Source organism: Brevibacillus ginsengisoli, assembly GCF_050113715.1.
Taxonomy (GTDB): Bacteria; Bacillota; Bacilli; order Brevibacillales; family Brevibacillaceae; genus Brevibacillus_H; species Brevibacillus_H ginsengisoli.
On the sequence record NZ_JBNJQR010000007.1, the window covers coordinates 84,057 to 99,804 of the forward strand.

At 46.0% G+C, this 15,748-nt stretch carries 17 protein-coding genes; 3 read left to right on the forward strand and 14 right to left on the reverse strand.

Translation table 11 applies throughout. The annotated features are described in order from the left end of the window. Positions 1-8 precede the first annotated feature (8 nt). The 9 genes from hypF to ACQCN2_RS15225 form a co-directional block, all read right to left on the reverse strand. The gene (gene hypF, locus ACQCN2_RS15185) at positions 9-2,408 is read right to left on the reverse strand and encodes a carbamoyltransferase HypF (protein WP_426929784.1); all 2,400 of its coding nucleotides are present in this window, start codon (positions 2,406-2,408) and stop codon (positions 9-11) included. Then, positions 2,363-3,019 (reverse strand): hydrogenase nickel incorporation protein HypB, encoded by a 657-nt coding sequence (hypB, locus tag ACQCN2_RS15190; RefSeq protein WP_426929785.1) that lies wholly within the window; start codon positions 3,017-3,019, stop codon positions 2,363-2,365. The genes hypF and hypB overlap by 46 nt, the downstream gene beginning before the upstream one ends. 5 nt (positions 3,020-3,024) lie before the next feature. Beyond that, complete coding sequence (locus tag ACQCN2_RS15195) at positions 3,025-3,375, reverse strand: hydrogenase maturation nickel metallochaperone HypA/HybF (RefSeq protein ID WP_426929786.1); 351 nt, start codon at positions 3,373-3,375, stop codon at positions 3,025-3,027. After that, positions 3,368-3,835: a hypothetical protein gene (locus tag ACQCN2_RS15200; RefSeq protein ID WP_426929787.1), complete on the reverse strand. Its 468-nt coding sequence runs from the start codon at positions 3,833-3,835 to the stop codon at positions 3,368-3,370. The genes ACQCN2_RS15195 and ACQCN2_RS15200 overlap by 8 nt, the downstream gene beginning before the upstream one ends. Continuing rightward, the gene (locus tag ACQCN2_RS15205) at positions 3,832-4,296 is read right to left on the reverse strand and encodes a HyaD/HybD family hydrogenase maturation endopeptidase (protein ID WP_426929788.1); all 465 of its coding nucleotides are present in this window, start codon (positions 4,294-4,296) and stop codon (positions 3,832-3,834) included. Before ACQCN2_RS15205 ends, ACQCN2_RS15200 begins: the two co-directional genes overlap by 4 nt. Next, a complete protein-coding gene (cybH, locus tag ACQCN2_RS15210; RefSeq protein ID WP_426929789.1) occupies positions 4,293-5,006 on the reverse strand; it encodes a Ni/Fe-hydrogenase, b-type cytochrome subunit in 714 nt (237 codons plus the stop codon). The genes ACQCN2_RS15205 and cybH overlap by 4 nt, the downstream gene beginning before the upstream one ends. 12 nt (positions 5,007-5,018) lie before the next feature. Continuing rightward, a complete protein-coding gene (locus ACQCN2_RS15215) occupies positions 5,019-6,725 on the reverse strand; it encodes a nickel-dependent hydrogenase large subunit (protein ID WP_426929790.1) in 1,707 nt (568 codons plus the stop codon). 18 nt (positions 6,726-6,743) lie between these two features. Continuing rightward, positions 6,744-7,838, reverse strand: coding sequence for a hydrogenase small subunit (locus ACQCN2_RS15220; RefSeq protein ID WP_426929791.1), 1,095 nt, complete (start codon positions 7,836-7,838; stop codon positions 6,744-6,746). Positions 7,839-8,590: 752 nt separating this feature from the next. After that, positions 8,591-8,836, reverse strand: a complete 246-nt coding sequence (locus tag ACQCN2_RS15225) for a YozQ family protein (RefSeq protein WP_426929792.1) — start codon at positions 8,834-8,836, stop codon at positions 8,591-8,593. Positions 8,837-9,295: 459 nt separating this feature from the next. On the opposite strand from ACQCN2_RS15225, the gene ACQCN2_RS15230 reads away from it, so the two are divergent. The 3 genes from ACQCN2_RS15230 to ACQCN2_RS15240 all read left to right on the forward strand — a co-directional run bounded on the left by ACQCN2_RS15230 (position 9,296) and on the right by ACQCN2_RS15240 (position 11,799). Beyond that, on the forward strand, positions 9,296-10,690 hold the full coding sequence (locus ACQCN2_RS15230) for a PAS domain-containing sensor histidine kinase (RefSeq protein WP_426929793.1): 1,395 nt from the start codon (positions 9,296-9,298) through the stop codon (positions 10,688-10,690). Positions 10,691-10,720: 30 nt separating this feature from the next. Then, positions 10,721-11,308 (forward strand): YdeI/OmpD-associated family protein, encoded by a 588-nt coding sequence (locus ACQCN2_RS15235; RefSeq protein WP_426929794.1) that lies wholly within the window; start codon positions 10,721-10,723, stop codon positions 11,306-11,308. A gap of 113 nt (positions 11,309-11,421) precedes the next feature. Further along, positions 11,422-11,799, forward strand: coding sequence for a VOC family protein (locus ACQCN2_RS15240; protein ID WP_426929795.1), 378 nt, complete (start codon positions 11,422-11,424; stop codon positions 11,797-11,799). Positions 11,800-11,892: 93 nt separating this feature from the next. Here the strand turns inward: ACQCN2_RS15240 and ACQCN2_RS15245 are convergent, their stop codons facing one another. From ACQCN2_RS15245 to ribE, 5 genes are all read right to left on the reverse strand, one after another. Continuing rightward, a complete protein-coding gene (locus tag ACQCN2_RS15245) occupies positions 11,893-12,336 on the reverse strand; it encodes a carboxymuconolactone decarboxylase family protein (protein WP_426929796.1) in 444 nt (147 codons plus the stop codon). A gap of 39 nt (positions 12,337-12,375) precedes the next feature. Further along, positions 12,376-13,269: an RNA polymerase sigma-70 factor gene (locus ACQCN2_RS15250; RefSeq protein WP_426929797.1), complete on the reverse strand. Its 894-nt coding sequence runs from the start codon at positions 13,267-13,269 to the stop codon at positions 12,376-12,378. Positions 13,270-13,366: 97 nt separating this feature from the next. Continuing rightward, positions 13,367-13,828, reverse strand: coding sequence for a 6,7-dimethyl-8-ribityllumazine synthase (gene ribH, locus ACQCN2_RS15255; RefSeq protein ID WP_426929798.1), 462 nt, complete (start codon positions 13,826-13,828; stop codon positions 13,367-13,369). A 13-nt stretch (positions 13,829-13,841) separates the two neighbouring features. Further along, the gene (locus tag ACQCN2_RS15260; RefSeq protein ID WP_426929799.1) at positions 13,842-15,035 is read right to left on the reverse strand and encodes a bifunctional 3,4-dihydroxy-2-butanone-4-phosphate synthase/GTP cyclohydrolase II; all 1,194 of its coding nucleotides are present in this window, start codon (positions 15,033-15,035) and stop codon (positions 13,842-13,844) included. A 46-nt stretch (positions 15,036-15,081) separates the two neighbouring features. Continuing rightward, positions 15,082-15,744 (reverse strand): riboflavin synthase, encoded by a 663-nt coding sequence (gene ribE / locus ACQCN2_RS15265; RefSeq protein WP_426929800.1) that lies wholly within the window; start codon positions 15,742-15,744, stop codon positions 15,082-15,084. Positions 15,745-15,748: the final 4 nt, after the last annotated feature.

The following is a 15,748-nucleotide window of genomic DNA, read 5'->3' on the forward strand; positions in this document are numbered from 1 at the left end:
TATATGTTTTATCTACCGATTCGTTTGGCGGCGGCAACAGCCAGCTGGCCCACAGAGATTCCCCCGTCACCCGATGAAAACTGTTCGGGACGGTATACCCGAAAACCTAAGTTGGTTAATTGTTGGGTCAATAGAGTTAAAAGCAGGCGATTTTGCATACTTCCGCCAGCCAGCACGACATCTGTTGTTTTTTTCAAAGCTGAATGTTTATTGGCTTCTATGGCTCTCACCAATGTGTCACACAGCATATTGGCAATGGTGTAATGAAATCTCATCGAGATTTCACTAACCGGACGAGCGTTCAACCGCGCGGAATAAATATCATGCATCATCGGTTGCCAGTTCATCTGCCATTGAGGATGCACTTCTGAAAGTACTTCCGTGAGCTGCTTCGTTGTATACGAAAAGGACATATTGCTTGCCAATTGGATCTCTCTTATGCTATTCGCCGCTTCAGTCAACTCTATGGCTGCTTGTGAATCATAGCTCGGACTCGGGCAGATTCCCAAAAGCGCGCTGATTCCATCAAATAAACGGCCACAACTCGATACTTCCGGGGTATTGATTTGGCGATTCATCATGTGGGAGAGCAATCCGCTATGGTGGGCTTGTCCCATGGAAGCTAGATAATCCTTCGCTTCCTTCTCTTTCCCACCGCGAGACAGCAACGCGTAAGCGATACGCCACGTCTCTCGAATGGCAGCCTCCCCACCGATTAGCGGAATCGGTTCAAGAGCAGCCACCCGTTGAAACGATGAATAATTTCCATGTATAATCTCCATTCCCCAGATCGTTCCATCTGTTCCATAGCCGGTTCCGTCCAGAACAATGCCAAAGCAATCTTCTGTCAGCCCATGCTCGACCATAACCGCTGCCATATGGGCATGATGATGCTGGACGGGGATGAGGGCAATCCCCCGTTCATTGGCCAATGTCTGTGCGTATTGTGTGCTCCAATACCCGGGATGCATGTCACAGACGATATGCGTAAACGAGTCGCCAAACCAGGTCTGGTAGCGATCAAGCGCTCCCAAATAACGCTCTTGAATTTCCAGGGTGGAGAGTGTGCCGGTATACGGTCCCTGATAAACGCGATTATTTCTGCCCAGCGCAAAGGCCGCATGCTGTTCTGCACCCAGAGCGAGTATTCCCTCAACATTCAGGTGGAGGGGCACCGATTCTGGTACGTATCCACGAGCGCGCCTCAGGATGACAGGCTTCAGGTCAACTGCTGCTACCTCCACTACCGAGTCATCCAGCGGGTTGGCAATCGGGCGATTATCCGTCATAAGGTAATCGATCCAGTTGGCGATATGGTCTGGGCGAAACCACTCCGCTTCGTCTGCCACAAGCGGCTGTCCGGACAGATTGGCGCTGGTCATTACTACGACAGGCAACTCTTCGTTCAAAAGTAAATGATGCAGGGGGGTATAGGGAAGCATGACTCCCAATCGTGTGCTGTTCGGGGCGATCCCGTTTGCCAGATAGGGTGCCGATTGCTTTTTTTGTAACAACACAATGGGTGCTTGATTGGAAGGAAGCAAAGCTTCTTCTTGTTCGTTCAGTTCACAATAGTCGCGAATCGTGTCCAGATCTCGAATCATCAGAGCAAGGGGTTTGTCTGGACGTTTTTTTCGGAGCCGCAATTGCTCGACCGCATGATCCAAATCGGCAGCCACGGCAAGGTGATAGCCTCCGAGACCTTTAATCGCGACGACTGCCCCTGATCGCAAAGCTCGTCTTACCTGCTCAATCGGATCACCTGGTACCAAACGCAAATCCGATCCTTCCTCCCGCTGATACAATCGAAGCTTGGGACCGCAGGTAGGACAAGCAATCGGTTGAGCGTGAAACCTCCTGTCAAACGGATCGTGATACTCCGTCTGACAATCCGGACAAAGGGGAAAGTTCGCCATTGTGGTAAATGGTCGATCATACGGCATTTTCTCAATAAAGGTATAGCGAGGGCCACAATAGGTGCAAGTGGTAAACGGATAGTGATGGCGGCGGTTTCCTTCTTCTCTCAAATCCGCCTGACACGCTTCGCACAAGGCAAGATCCGGAGATACATCCGTCAAGCCACTTCCTGTTTGCATGCTTTCCTTAATAAAAAATTGAGCGATCCCCTCTGCTTCCACCTGTTTTTCAGCAAAATGGGTATAAAACGCGAGCGGTGGAGGATTATCTCGCAAGCCTTCAACAAAGCCCTGAACACTTGCGGCCCCTCCTTCAATGTGCACAAGTACGCCATCCGAATCATTCTGCACCCATCCCGTTACGGCAAAATCTTTCGCCCTGCGGAACAATTCTGGCCGAAACCCGATTCCTTGTACACGGCCCCGAATTTGAAGCTGCCTAGCCTCTAGCGCAGGCATAACGCACGCTTTTCTTCCAACCATTTCACCCATTCATCGAAGCCTTCTCCGCTTCGTACAGAGACAGGGATCAAGGAGGAATCGGCATTAATCAACTTCAGATCCTCTTTTGCCTGCTCGAGATCAAAGTCTACGAATGGCAGCAAATCTACTTTATTTAAGAGCACAAGCTCCGTACGACGGAACATGTGCGGATATTTCGGAATTTTATCATTGCCTTCCGGTACAGAAAGAACGGCAATCTTGTGATTTTGTCCCAAGTCGTAGCCAGATGGGCAGACCAGGTTCCCTACATTTTCAATAAATAGGATGTCTAGCTGATCCATATCAAAATGGTCAATTGCCTTCTCCACCATTTTGGCATCAAGATGGCAGCCTCCACCTGTGTTGAGTTGAACCGCTACCGCTCCTACATCTCTGATTCGTTCCGCATCCATGGAAGTGGCAAGGTCTCCTTCAACCACTCCGATACGATAGGTACTTGCTAAACGTTCAATTGTTTTGACCAATAGACTAGTTTTGCCCGCGCCTGGAGAACTCATCAGGTTAACGACCAGTACGTGATGCTGTCCGAATTTCTCCCGAAGAACGGCTGCGGCATTCTCATTCTCGGCGAGTACACTGTTTTTCACATCGATTCTCATGATGGTTACTCTCCTTCAAAATAAAGTACTTGCAAATTCTCTCCTTGAATCAGCTTGCCAGTAGGCAATGAGCATTCGGGGCAAAGCAGGATTTTTCGATCCGGATGGTAGCTTGCGCCACAATTGCTGCAAAGGGCGACAGCTTCTTCCCACTGAATGGTAAGCGTTGCCCCGCGAAACATGGCGTATGTGTCAACTTTGGTCAACGCTTCAAATGCAAAGCGAAGCGCATCAGGCATGGCTCCGGACAATTCTCCTACACCAAGGCAGACCTCCGTAATTCGCGTCATCTGCTCCTTGCTGGCTAAATCGCGCACCATGGTAAGCGTACTTTCCATTAATGACATCTCATGCATTGGGCTTCCTCACTTCTACAAACCATTTCTCTCCCTCCTGTTTCAGAGGAAGGCGTGTAAATACCTGCACAGACGCTTGTATTTGGGTTGGCTGCTCAATTTTATTACAAGGGAGGCATAGTAGGGTGTGATCTATCGCACGCACAGACAAGGATGAGCCACAAACTGGACAATGACCATCAATCGCTTCAATATGGTTCACTTGTTGATCTGCAGCCTGTCGCTTTTCCTCGCTTACTTCCTTTCTTGACAAAAACAGAAGATGCCGGCCAACGAATCGTTGTGCCAGCTTCTCCTCATCACGTAAACATGCTACCTCAGCCCAAGCCTTTCCTTCCAGCGTTTGGGTGATAGCTTCAATTTTGTCTGATTGATCTTCCAATATTGGTAAAGCTACCTCTCTCACGGCATCGACAAGAGATTGAAAAGAGAGCTTTAAAAAATCACGTCGGTCCCTCATACAGCACCCCACTGTTGCAATCGCTGTTCAATTTTGTCAACGACCACAGGAATGACTGCCTCTACCTTCTCTGTCATCTGAGTTCCCCACTCAATATCCTGTGGGATTACCCCGATGAAGTAGATATTCTCAGGCAAATGTCCGCGAAAATCGGCAAGCCCCAACAGCTCCTGAAAGCTTTGCTGATGCTGAGAGAGACGAGCATTCGGGAAATGAGGAATTTCCTCTTTTTCCAGACAGATGATTTCTCCGGCTTCTCCTTGTGCGGCAACCGCATCCACAATAATCAGGTGGCTGGTGCTTTCAATGAGGGGGAGGAGCTTCATCCCCTCCGTCCCCCCATCTTCTATATTGACGTGCGGGTAGTCTGCCTGTTTGTTGCGGAACGCTTCAATCGCATGTACCCCAATTCCTTCGTCCTGAAACAACGTGTTGCCAATTCCTAGAACGGTGATGCTCATGATGCTTTGTCCCCTTTGGTATTTCGTTTCACTGGAGCCTCTTCCTCTTCATCGTGAGTTACCTTGTAGCCTGTGATAATAGAGGATACGGTTGCGTCTTTGTCGAGGGCATCCATTCGAATCGCCATGTAGACATGGATGACGACGAACACGATAATCGCCCAAGCGAGCCAATGATGAACATAATGCATCCAGATGCTGTTGTCCGTAAAGACATTCAGCCAGCTGAACATCGCAAACGCCGTAGAGGACGGACGCACTTCAAAGAGCATATAGAAGCCTGTCAGGGAAATCAGAATCCCACCTAACCCAATAAAGGAAAGGTAGCCAGTCTCTGCCATTGGATTATGACCGAGATAGTGCGGGTGTTTCTTATCCATAAACAGATAGTAGCGAAGCATTTTCACTTTGTTGATCCAAAAGCTTCGCTTGAAAATATTGATGCGAGAGTATTTGTTTCCGGCAAAAGCCCAGTACAGACGAAGGAGCAAGTTCGCCGCAAAAATGTAGCCCGCGATAAAATGAACTTCCCGGACGTACCCCATGACAAATGCGGGTGTAGCCGAAAACGCAGATGGAGCAATAAACGGATTGCCGATGTAAATACCCGTAATCATTAATACCAGAATGGCCATGGCATTGATGAAGTGAAAAATACGAACAGGAATCTGCCAGACGTAAATCGGTTTCACCTCTTGGTGATGATTCATCTCGCTCCCTCCCTATTCAATAGTGATTTGTAGTGTCTCATTTTGTTCTAGATCAGTTAAATGCACCGCACAAGCCAAACATGGGTCAAAGGAGTGAACAATCCGCAAGATTTCCAATGGTTGCTTCGGATCTTGGACTGGCACATTCAGCAAGGACGCTTCATAAGCCCCGAGCTGTCCTTTCGCGTCTCGAGGAGCCGCATTCCAGGTTGTTGGAACAATAGCTTGCCAGTTACTGATTTTACCGTCCTGAATGACGCTCCAGTGAGCAAGCGCTCCACGAGGCGCTTCGACGATTCCCACACCCTTGGCTTGGCTTGGCCAAGTGGACGGATCCCATTTTTGCGAGTTAAATGTCGTCTGATCACCCGATTTGATATTGGCGATCAATTCGTCCATGAGCTTGCGCAATTGGTGAACGAGAACGCGACACTCAATTCCACGTGCGTAGGTCCGGCCTAAAGCGGAGTGAAGGGCAGAGAACGGAAGCTGAGCTTTGGCTAACGCCTCTTCTACCGCTGGCTTAATATCCTTGTGATTGGTAGCAACACCCATGATCATGCGGGCGAGCGGTCCAACCTCCATGGTTTTGCCTTTCCATTGCGGTGTTTTGATCCAGCTGTATTTATTGGCCGTATCCAGAAACTCGAACGGCAATTGTCCGGTAAAGTTGAAGTCGGTTTCACCTTTCCACGGATGCAGCCCGTTAGCACCTTGGTACTTGTACCAGGAGCGGTCTACTACTTCCTTGATCTCTTCTTCATCCCATGGGTCAGGCTGTTTCACATCCTGCAAATTGCCATCGACGATTACGCCAGAAGGCATCCAGAAATTCTTGCGATCCGAGTAGGATCCGGTTGGGAAGTCACCGTAGCAAAGGTAATTCTTGATTCCGCCACCGTACAGCCAATCCTTGTAGTAGAAGGCCATAGCTTCCAAATCCGGCATATAAACCTGCTCAACGAAGGTAATGGCTTGATTGATTAAATCTGACATCATCGCCAGTTGGGCAGCATTGACAGCCGTTTCACTGTTCATATCAAGCGGAGTAGCCATTCCACCAACTACATAGTGTGGGTGAGGGTTTTTCCCGCCGAAAATTGTATGGATTTTGACCAATTCCCGTTGTTCATCCAACGCTTCCAAATAGTGCGCCAGCATAATCAAGTTCACTTCTGCGGGAAGTTTATAGAGTGGGTGTCCCCAGTATCCGTTCGTAAAGATCGAAAGCTGGCCACTCTCCACAATTCGCTTCAGCTTCGCTTGCAGCTCCTTGAAATACCCAGGAGAAGACTTGGACCATCCAGACATTTTCTGTGCGGTAACACTTGCCGCATTGGGATCTGCTTTCAATGCGGAAACCACATCGATCCAGTCGAGCGCGTGTAAATGATAGAAGTGAACGACATGGTCGTGAACATAAATCACGGCGTTCATGATATTGCGGATCAGGTTGGCGTTTTTCGGAATTTCAATTTTAAGCGCATCTTCAACAGAACGTAATGCAGCCAAAGCGTGTACAGTCGTACATACTCCACAAATCCGTTGAGTTAACGCCCAGGCGTCACGAGGATCACGGTCTTTCAAGATCGTTTCAATTCCACGAACCATTGTACCGGAACTGAAAGCGTCTACAATTTTACCATTTTCCATATCTGCTTCAATTCGTAAATGTCCTTCAATTCTTGTAATGGGATCAACTACGATTCTTTTTGACATTCTTGGCTTTTCCCCTTATCACGATTCATCTTTATTATTGGAACCTTTTTTCTCTTTCACAGCCGTAATTGCCGCATGTACAGCTACCCCGGCAGCTGTTGCTCCTACAGCAATTGCTCCTACTTTATCCGGATTCAACGGTTCATGGAATCCTGGAATCTGAGCGACAGATTTGGTGAAGAATGGTCCTTTATCCCAGAAGTTCTCTTCCGAACATCCGATACATGGGTTACCAGACGCAATTGGGAAACTTACTCCACCATTCCAGCGCAACTGTGCACAGGAGTTATAGGTAGTCGGTCCTTTGCAGCCTACTTTATACAGGCAGTAGCCCTTTTTCGCGGATTCGTCGTCGAAGTTTTCAACAAACAATCCGGCATCAAAGTACGCGCGACGGTTACATGTATCATGGATACGCTGTGAATAGAAAGCTTTTGGACGGCCTTTGTGATCCAATTCAGGAAGGGTTCCGAATGTGATGTAGTGAACAAGTACGCCAGCCATTACTTCTGCGATTGGAGGACATCCAGGAATTTGAACAATCGTTTTACCAGGAAGCACATCCTTCAGACGCATGGCACCTGTAGGATTCGGATGCGCTGCGGCAATTCCGCCATGTGTGGCACAGCTGCCAATAGCAAGGATCGCACCTGCGTTTTCCGCCGCTTCTCTCACTTGCTCAGCCGCGGTTTTTCCTCCAGCGATGAAGAAATCGTCTCTCGGAATGCTGCCCTCTACGGCCAGGATGTATTTACCCTTAAACTTTTCCATTGTCTCTTTTTTCGCGCGTTCGGTCGCTTCACCAGCTGCTGCCGTTAAATTCTCGTGATAATTGAGCGAAACATAATCTAACAGAAGATCCCCTGCTGTTGGATGGCTAGAGCGAATGAACGATTCAGAACAACCTGTACAGTCCTGATAATGCAACCAGATAAACGGAACTTTCGTGTTTTGTTCCATCGCATGTACAACTTGTTCCGACTGACTGTAGTCAAGTCCAAGAAAAGCGGCGATCGTGGCACAAACTTTAAGAAAATCCCTTCTACTAATTCCTGATTCTTGCATTTCTTCATAGATAGTCTTGTTATTTTGTCTATCAAGCAAACGAAACATAGACCCACTCCCTACGTATTCAATTCTGTCCTCCATTATAAATACGCAATTTCTATTTATCGACGATTGTGATTGTTTTTTTAATAAAGTTGCTTATTAAGTTAACAATAGTGTTAAATGTGTAAAATTTGGTATTGAAGGAGTTTCCTTTTTTTATTTTTGAACATTATGTGAACTTGGTAAAAATTTGATATTAAATATCCTAAAAAAAATCGCAAAAATTCCGCTTGATTCTTAGAAAACCGCTATAACTTAATAGAAAAAAGAAATAAATAAAGCTCGGAAATTGTGACAGCATTTGTGACATTTAGCACAAACCAAGTCCAAAGTTTGTTAAATCGGCAAAATAGACTTCGTCCCTTTTCTTGGTGGGCTTGCGCGAATGTAGAAAAAGGGTGCCAAAGTAGATTGGCACCCTTTCTCGCTCTCAATTATTCTATTTTATGGTTTATCGTTCAACTCTTCATATTTGATAATATTTCTTCCGAATGCAAGTATAGCTACCATGGCAATGATCATTACTGCTGTGCAAATCACTAAATACATCGTTTCTCCTCCAGTCAAAACAAGTTTCTCTTATTATGATAGAAATAATTCTATAATTAGGCCATCCAATTGTCACGTGATTTTCGTCACCACTTGGAGTTAATTCCAGCAGTTATGAAATATTTGTGTCTAATCAGTTTATTAGCTTGACTTTGTCGAAAAATTTTGCGAGTAAACGCATACAATGCGACGGCCCTCTGCTGGGATCACTTCTGATCGGTAAACATCTCATCATAACCAGTCCGAGGAATGGAGACATTCTTCTCCCCGTCATATTCATCGATCGTTCCGTCATTCGTTCCTTCCATATAATTATCGCTTACTTGCTCATGGGTAGTCGCAAGACCCTGGGAGATTGTCGATTGCTTTTCATAATCGGAAGGCTGATACGTCCGCCCTGCCACTTCTGCCGCATTTTCTTGCAAAGATTGATTCGCTTGTTGTTGATCCATGTGATATCCCCTTTCGGCAATAATCATTGGCCGCTTATTCTTCCTAGCGCTTGGATAGTTTGTGACAAAGTTCCCAAATAAATGCTTCCATTATTTACTAACCGGTTTTTAATGGGATAGTGGTTGGTAAATACATCAACTCGCAAGCGGCCAGCTTTCAAATTCCTTTCTCTTACACGTTTACAACGAAAAATCCCTCTACCTCTGTCGAGCTGCAGCAATGGTTCCGCAGCCTTAATGACCGGAATTTTGACACCGATTATTTCAGTGTGAATGAGTTTCTGCGCAATGATTAGAATTCCAAACGTCCAATGCCATGTCGGTAGCGGACGTTTTTTCTATTGCTCATTTTTTGATGCCCTTCCGACATAAAACGACACACGCGGAGTCTTAGAATGATTATACTTTGACTTATCAAACTATTCCTATTTTTGGTAGATCATAAGGCGGATGGATGATATGAATGAACTAATTAATACACTCCGTGAACAACAAGGGCTGACCTTTAAGTATACGAAAATTGGCGAAAAGTTTATCCATACACTAGCTGAAGGACAGTTGTGCATTCAGCTAGGCTTGGATCCTGAAAAGGACGTCGTTGGAAAGGGCTTGGAAGATTTTCTTCCTCCTCAACTTGCGAATATCACGCTTGAGTATTATCGACGAGCGTGGTCTGGAGAAAATGTCACGTACGAGGGACAACTAAATGGTGTGCATTATCTAGCCACTTTGCGGCCGGTAATCCGTCACGGAGAAGTAGTGGAGGTAATCGGTTCCTGCATCGATATAAGCGACCGCAAAGCAATGGAGGAGGCCCTAAAAAAAAGCGAGGAACAGTACCGCCTGATTGCCGATAACATGACAGATGTCATTGGCTTATTAGATGTGCGTGGACAGATTCAGTACATCTCTCCTTCCATTGAAAAATTAACAGGACGATCCGACACTTTGTTTCATGGAAAAAGTATTTTGGAGCTAACCCATCCTGACGATAGCTTTCATGTTCGCAATAAAATTCAGATCATGCTGGAACAAAAGCAGTCGGTTCAAATCTTGTGCAGGTTGCTGGTTTCCGAAGGCAATGTACGTAATTTTGAGATTAAAGCGATCCCCATTATCGAAAATGATCAAGTGGCTCGCATACTGATTGTCGGAAGGGACATCAGCGAAAAATTGATGACCGAAGATCTCTTGCGTAATTCCGAGAAGCTGTCGGTGATTGGTCAATTGGCTGCCGGCATTGCCCATGAAATCCGCAATCCGCTCACCGCTCTTCGGGGATTCATCCAACTCCTGAAAAAACAGTCCGCTGACAATCAATCCTACTATGACGTCATGCTGTCGGAGCTGGATCGGATCAATTATATCGCCAGCGAACTGCTTGTCCTGTCCAAACCACAAATCACGTCTTTCCGTAAAAACGAGCTGATTTCCATGCTCAAGAGCGTCCTTACCATTATCGAGACACAGGCGATTATGAATAACGTCCAAATTTTTACTGATTTCCAGTCTGATCATATGTATATCCATTCAGTGGACAATCAGCTCAAGCAGGTTTTCATGAACATACTCAAAAACGGGATTGAAGCCATGCCACATGGTGGAGAGTTTATCATTCATGCCTCTAAAATAGACTCAGAACACATCATCCTGCGCTTTATTGATAACGGAATCGGCATACGCAAAGAGCTCTTGGAGAAACTAGGGGAACCTTTTTATACAACCAAGGCGAACGGAACGGGACTTGGGTTGATGGTCAGCAAGAAAATCATTACGGAACATAACGGTTCTCTATTGATTACCAGTGAAGAAGGCGAAGGAACCACCGTTGAAATTATTTTGCCGATAACATAAGATCGAAAAATTGATGAGGAGTGTCCCTTGATGACGGATAAAGAAATGAATCCTAAGGTTGATGAATTTTTAAGTAAAGCCCAAAAGTGGAAGGAAGAATATGAGAAGTTGAGAAATATCGTTCTTGACTGTGGGCTGACCGAAGAATTTAAGTGGATGCATCCTTGTTACACGTTTGAGAAAAAAAACATCGTTTTAATACACGGATTTAAAGAATATTGTGCGCTTCTGTTTCACAAAGGTGCCTTGTTACAGGATACCCATGGGATTCTAATCCAACAAACGGAGAATGTTCAGGAGGGGCGTCAGATCCGGTTCACCAATGCTCAAAAAATAGTTGAGATGGAACCCACCTTAAAAGCCTATATTCTTGAAGCCATTGAAGTGGAAAAAGCCGGTTTGAAAGTGAAAAAGAATACAGAACTCATCATTCCTGAAGAATTTCAAAAGAAATTAGATGAAATCCCTGCCTTGAAAACGGCTTTTGAGGCGTTGACGCCAGGACGGCAAAGGGCATACAATCTGTATTTTTCAGCACCCAAACAATCCACAACTCGAGAGTCTAGGGTTGAAAAATGTATGCAGCAAATTCTCGATGGAAAGGGATTAAATGATTAGGATTTGGCGGTTTCGTTGAATAAAATGGGGTTAATTACTGTATAATTTTTAATGGCAACAGAATTAGAGAATGTTCAACAAGTATCCAAAATGAATCGAAATGGAGAAAACAAATGATTACTAAAGTCGGACAAATTATGTTATATGTGAATAACCAAGATGAGTCATTGAAATTTTGGACAGAAAAAGCCGGGTTTAGCTTAGTGGCTGAAGAAAATCACGGGCACATGAGATGGATTGAAATCGCCCCAACAAAAGAAGCAGCAACGAGTATTGTCCTCCACAATAAGGAACTAATCGCTAAAATGCAGCCTGAATTAAATCTTCATACCCCTTCGTTATTATTTTTCTCTGAAAATCTCGATCAATTATACAAAGACTTTTCGGACAAAAATATCACAGTCGGCGAACTTGTCAATATGCCTTCTGGAAGAGTATTTAACTTCGCTGATAATGAAGGAAATTACTTTGCGGTCTTGGAGAAAAAGTAATGACAAAAAGCTGCTGAAATAGCAAAAAGAATGGATAGAATCCAGATTTACTTTGGACCCTCTATCCATTCTTCATTTCACTATTAAAATGTCTTATAATGCTCCGGGGAACATTCCGGTCGAAATGGCAATACGATTCCAGCAATTGATTACATTAATGGCCATGATCAATGTTGTGAACTGTCTTTCATCAAAATGCAAGCGAACCCGATCATAAAGCTCCTGCGGCACCCCTGCTTCCGATATTCGAGTTACAGCCTCCGTTAATTCCAGGACCGCTCGCTCCGCCTCTGAATAGAAAGGGGCATCACGCCACGCACTCAGCAGATAAATTCGTTGTTCCGTTTCTCCCATTTTGCGCAGATCACGCGTATGCATATCCAGACAAAAGGCACACCCGTTGATTTGCGACGCGCGAATTTTGATCAACTCGTAGGTAATCGGATCAATCCCGCTTTCTTTGATGAATGATTCCAGTTTCAACATCGCTTGATAGGCTTCCGGGTTAGACTGACGATAATGCATTCGAAGTTCCATAATCACAAACTCCCCTTTGTTATTAGTTGTTTACAACCTCTAAGACAAATAAGGAACTGAATCTGTGACAATGCGCTGTAATTTTTCCGGATTCACAATGGAATAAATCGACTGAATCAGCCCTGTCTTGTCATCCATGCCAAAACAAAAAACCGCTTTAATGTTCTGGTTCTTCGTAATGACGGCGCCCATTTGACCATTAACCCAAACCAAATGAGATTGGATCTGCGAATATCCCTTGCCTGTAATGCCACGAATGAGTGCCAGAACCCGCTTCTTGCTGTAGATCGGTTTGTAGGCTGTCCTGACCTTCCCTCCTCCATCTGAGTAGAAGATGACGTCATCCACTAGAAGATCCACCACACCGTCAACATTGCCCTTCGTAAACGCGGAAACGAATTGGGTTATCAATTGATTCTCTGGCTCCAAAGAAGTGGCTGGAAGGGTTGGGGCAACTGATTCTACCTTGAGTTTGACCCGACTCAAGATCTTCCGGCAGTTGGCTTCGGATTTGTCCAGAACCCGAGCAATCTCGCTATATTCATACAGAAACACCTCACGCAGGATAAACACTGCCCGCTCAATCGGTGACAGCTTCTCAAGCATGACCATGAAGGCGTAAGAGATTGTTTCTTCGCGTTCTAGCAGATACAACGGCTGATTGTCCAAAGGATTTACCAACGGCTCTGGCAACCATGGACCAACGTACACTTCTTTCTTTTTCTGAGAGGATTTCAGCAGATTGATCGAGCGATTGGTGACGAGCTTGCTTAAGAATGCTTTCATATTCTTGATTTCAGACAGGTTCACGGTTTGCAACGACACAAACAAATCCTGCACCACATCTTCTGCGTCCGTAACAGAACCTAACATTCCATAGGCGATGGTAAAAAGCAATCGTTGGTACGTCTCATATAACGTTGTAAGATTCAATGCGATCATCCCCACCACACGAATATACGTTCTTGTTTCAATAAGGCAATCATACCAAAAGATAACAACTTCGTCACGCATGGTGTTGGGGGTTCAGCTAGAATTGACGGACGAGGTTCGCCATCTCAATCGCGGCTGTCGCAGCTTCCCAGCCTTTGTTGCCAGCCTTGGTTCCAGCCCGTTCTATCGCCTGTTCAATCGAATCGGTGGTCAACACTCCAAAAATCGTTGGAACACCCGTGCTAAGCGAAATAGAGGCTACTCCCTTGGCACACTCATTGCACACGTAATCAAAATGAGGGGTGGAGCCACGAATAACGGTTCCCAACGTAATGACAGCATCATATTTGCCTGATTCGGCCATTTTGCGTGCGAGGAGCGGAATCTCAAATGCCCCTGGAACCCAGGCAATCTCAATATCATGCTCTTCCAATCCATGACGCTTTAGCGCATCCACAGCCCCGCTCACAAGCTTGCTCACGATAAATTCATTAAAACGTCCGGCAACAATCCCTACACGTAAACCTGAACCGACTAAATTTCCTTCATATACTTTCATAGATGCTTCCTCCCTAAATGGATAAATGATGACCCAATTTGGCTTGTTTGGTTTGCAAATAGTGCTGGTTATGCGCCTGTGCTTCGATCTGGATTGGCACACGCTCAACCACTTCCAACCCGTACCCCTTTAAACCGCTGATCTTGCGTGGGTTGTTGGTTAACAATCGGATTCTGCCAATTCCCAGCTCACGCAGGATTTGCGCACCGATGCCGTAATCACGCAGGTCTGGTGCAAATCCTAATCTTTCATTGGCTTGTACGGTATCCAGCCCTTCCTCCTGAAGCTGGTAGGCGCGCAATTTGTTAATTAACCCAATTCCCCGTCCTTCCTGACGCATGTATAGCAGGACGCCTTTGCCCGCTCGTTCGATCTCCTTAAGTGCGGCGTGAAGCTGTGGACCGCAATCGCAACGCATAGATCCAAACACATCTCCCGTTAGGCATTCCGAATGGACACGAACCAGAACCGGCTCCTGTGGGTTGAACTCACCCTTGCATAACGCCACGTGCTCTTTTCCATCCAATTGGTTGGTGTAGGCGATCATGCGGAATTCTCCGTATTCGCTGGGGAGCTTGGCCTCCGCCGCTTTTTGAACGAGGATTTCCGTACGCATCCGATAGGCGATCATGTCTGCTATCGAGATAATCTTCAATTCGTACCGCTCCGCAATCTTCACTAACTCTGGCAGGCGAGCCATGGTTCCGTCCTCGTTCATAATCTCGCAGATGACACCCGCCGGATAACGTCCAGCTAAGCGAGCCAAATCTACTGCCGCTTCGGTATGTCCCGCACGTTTCAAGACGCCTCCTTGCTTAGCGACGAGTGGAAAGATATGCCCAGGTCGGCGAAAATCCTCCGCTGTTGTCGTCTCCTTGATCATCGAGAGAATCGTTTGAGATCGTTCAAACGCTGAGATACCTGTATGGGTATTCACTTCGTCGATCGACACGGTAAAAGCGGTACCCTGTCGGTCGGTATTGGTCTCAATCATCGGCTTTAACTGAAGTCTGTCCGCATCCCCTTCCGTGATTGGGACACAAATCAAGCCTCTCCCGTGCGTTGCCATAAAATTAATCATCTCAGGAGTCGCAAACTCCGCCAGCAAGACGAAGTCCCCTTCATTCTCACGATCCTCATCGTCAACCACAATGATCGCTTTCCCTTGTTTTAGATCCTCCAGTGCTTGTTCAATTGAATGAAACACGATTCATCCCACCTTCCGTTTTTCTCCCGAAAGAAACGGGGAATTTCTATAAAAATCCGTTTTCCCGCAGAAAGTCGGTACTGATTTTTGATTGTGCATTTCTAGCAGGGTTCTCGTTTGATTGCTGCAACAAGCGTTCTACATATTTGCCAATGACATCACATTCCAAATTCACGATATCGCCTGCCTGCTTAGCCCCAAGACTGGTGTGTGCTAGTGTATGAGGTATGATGGAGACGCTAAACTCCTGATCGGTCACGTCAACGAGCGTCAGGCTGATACCACTGACCGTGATCGAACCTCGTAAAATCATGTACCGCAACAAGGATGGATCATTGGGTTTGATTCGAAACAAAACTGCGTTGGCGAACGATTGACGAGAAAGAATCGTACCCGTACCATCCACATGTCCGGATACAATATGACCTCCGAATCGGCTTCCAACCAGCATCGCTCTCTCCAAGTTCACTTGATCTCCCTGCTTCAATCGACCCAAGCTGGTATGCTTCATGGTCTCCGGCATAATGTCCGCTGTAAATTGATAGCTAGTGAAGGTGGTAACGGTTAGACATACCCCATCCACTGCGATACTGTCTCCCAGCTGGACTCCCTGCAACACTCGATCAGCACGAAAAACAAGTGTGCCATGAGTAGCCTTCGTTTTTATATTTTCAAGCGTTCCGCATTCTTCCACAATCCCTGTAAACATCTTG